This is a genomic window from Pedobacter sp. ASV12 (assembly GCF_016429155.1).
GTDB lineage: Bacteria > Bacteroidota > Bacteroidia > Sphingobacteriales > Sphingobacteriaceae > Pedobacter.
Window position 1 is genome coordinate 1 of the sequence record NZ_JAELUC010000156.1, and the last position, 3,110, is coordinate 3,110.

Below are 3,110 nucleotides of genomic sequence, written 5' to 3' on the forward strand. Positions count from 1 at the left end.
CCCCCCCCCCCCCCCCCCCCCCCCCCCCCCCCCCCCCCCCCCCCCCCCCCCCCCCCCCCCCCCCCCCCCCCCCCCTTTTTTGAGATGTGTATAAGAGACAGGACTGGCTATGCTTCTACAACAGGCTGGAACCTAAAAAAGATAGTGGCCTATACCGGAGAGGAAATCAACTTTACCTATCAGCTTAGGAATTGCAAATATACCATAGGCGTTAACGAAACGATTACTCAGAAGCAGCCTGGACAACTTACCGCATGTGCTAATGGCACCCAGCTGTTTCCCGAAGAATATACGTTCAAATTTTGCGCAAACATATTGGATAACACTTATAACCTATTAACCGAGATCAGTTCCAACTTAAGCGGGCTTGTTAAATTTTCGTACAGCCCAAGAACCGATGTTGCTGGCGAATATCTGTTGTCTAAAATACGCTATTTTGCAAATACAGACAGTACAGGGCTTCAAAAAAGTTTTGTATTCAACTACATTTATGGTAACAGTGGAGGTGCAAGTTATATCAATAGCTTTAACTCGTTGCCCTCGTTTCAATATCGGCCTTTTTTAAGCAGCTTGGAAGAACGTGCTGCTGATGATGCCCTAGTAAAAAGACACGCTTTTGCCTATGAAGACATTAACGGACTGCCAAACAGGCTTTCCTTTAGCCAAGATTTATATGGGTATTTCAACGGAAAAAACAACATCAATCACATTGTGCCATCTCACGAACTGCATCCTTACTTGGCCGATCGGTCTCCTGATCCAGATTTTGCTAAAAAAGGCTTGTTGACAAAGATTACCTATCCAACGGGCGGTTCTGATTCAATTGTTTATGAGCCAAATACGATCTATAAAATTGTAAATGAGCCCAATACCACTACAGCTTCGGCAAGCGGAACCGGACTTGACTATGCTGATCCGCAAAGCCACGGTTCGGGTGCCTTTGTTCCTGCAGTTAATGTTACGGCCTTACTATCAGTAGCCTGCCAATATACCAAAGATGATTATCGGACTTCATATCATTATATAAAAGCCGAGATTATAGATGAGACCACGAATACAGTTATCTACACCAAAAACAAAACGATTGTTGGAGAAACAGTAGCCGTGAACGTTAACCTTGTTGCTGGTCATTCTTATGTTTTAAGGGCCACTTGTTACGGAGAGGGCTTAGATGGCACCATGTCTATCAGTTTTGACAATCCTACGTCAATAGCTCAAAATGTGAATGCTCCGGGCTTAAGGATCCAAAAGATATTGACAAAGAGCGGAGCAACAGATCCGATTCAGGTGCATAGATATTATTATGGAACGCCAGAAAGCGGCTATATGAATTCGTCTGGTACACCGACCAGTACGCCTGAATATTATGCGTTACTGAAGAGAACGTTAACCTGTATGGATCCTAGTGGTTTACCGGCAGAAGACCGTTCGGCATTTTATAATTTGTTTTATTCCAATTCAACCAATACGCAGTACCTGCAACAAACCCCAATTCAATATGAGACGGTTGCAGAATCGCTAGGGGAAAATTTTGACAATGGCGGAAGCGTTTCTCAGTTTCTGTTGCGGTATGATAATTTAGCCTCTAATATCCATGGAAACGGTGTGTCCGGTGCACCATTGTCTAATTATGGGACAATGAATGGCTTGGAAATCAAAAAAATAGATTACCAAAAAAAAGATGGTTTATTGAAGGCAGTGAAGATGGTAACCACCCATTATGCAGAGAGCGATTGTCATGACTTTGCCTCGTCATGTGTTTTAACTCCGGTATATGGCTATGTAGTGAGAAGAAACTTTCCCAATGCCCCAAGATCAGGCCCCGTTGTAGAAAAAGACCTGGAGCCATTTGATGCCGCAAGGTACGAAATCAGGGGCTATTGGTTTTATGCAGATACCGTAAAAACTACAACTTATGATATTGAAGGGAACAATTCTCTAGTTGAAACTGTAGTTTCACAATATGCAAATACCGCACATACCCAACCAACAACAGTAAAAAAAGTAACAAGTGCCCAGCAAGAAAGCACAATCGAATATCAATATCCCTATGATAAGGCGTCGATAACCGGAATAAGTTCGCTACAGCTAGCGGCGCTTGATACGCTGACCTCAAAGAATAGGGTTTCTACACCTGTACAAATTGTTCAAAAACTGGATGGTACAGAAATAGATAGAATAAGGATCGATTATAAAGACTGGGGCAATAGTTTGGTGCTTCCGGAGTACTATAAGGCTAGTACCAGGGGCGCGGCACTAGAAGACAGGGTAACTTTTTACCAATACGATGTGAATGGGAACTTGTTGAGTCAATCGTTAACGAATGGTCCAAAAACCAGCTATTTATGGGGCTATGGTGGACAATATCCAATAGCGGAAGTAAAGAACTCGTCTTATTCGGCTGTAGAAAGTGTATTGGGGAACGCAAATATTGAGGCATTTAGAGTGGCATTAAACCCTACTAGCATTTCATTAACTAATTTTCTAGCCCCGCTCAAAACAAACCCAACTTTGAAAGATGCTTTAGTTAGCACGTTTATATATGCTCCATTAATTGGCCTAACCAGCCAGACGGATGCCAAGGGCCTGACCACTTATTTCGAATACGACCCCTATGGCCGGCTGCTCTACGTAAGGGACCAGGACAAAAACATCATCAAAAGCTACGACTACCATTTCAAGAACTAACGCCCCATGAAGAACACCAGACTTTTCCTTTTGGCCTCGCTGCTCCTTTCGGGAACGGCCATGGCCCAGCAGCATATCACCCTGTCAGGCTATGCCGGACAGCCTGAAATCAAGGCAACGGGCAGCGTCACGCTGGCCGACGGGTTCCAGGTCCCGTACGGCAGCAGCGTGCGCATCTTTACCGGTGCCAGCTTCCAGCTCTGCAACCCCTTGGCGTCTTCGCCGAGCGCGAACCAGAACTACGTGCTTTCGAGGGTATTCAAGATCGCAGGGGTAAACAGCAGCAACATCAATGCCTCGCGCAGCGTATGCGAGGAGAACCAGGCCATCCAGTACCTCGACGGGCTGGGCAGGCCCCTGCAGACGGTAACCGTACAGGGGAGCCCTTCCTTTGCCGACCTGGTGCAGCCCATGGCCTACGA

General features: G+C 45.7%; 2 protein-coding genes. Both read left to right on the forward strand.

Annotation, left to right across the window (positions count from 1 at the left end; all coding sequences use genetic code 11):
• On the forward strand, positions 1-2,688 hold a 2,688-nt coding region (locus tag JHD69_RS19325), incomplete at its 5' end, for a hypothetical protein (protein ID WP_199141977.1).
• Between the two features lie 168 nt (positions 2,689-2,856).
• Positions 2,857-3,110, forward strand: a 254-nt coding sequence (locus tag JHD69_RS19330) for a DUF6443 domain-containing protein (protein ID WP_199141976.1), incomplete at its 3' end; no start/stop codon positions are given.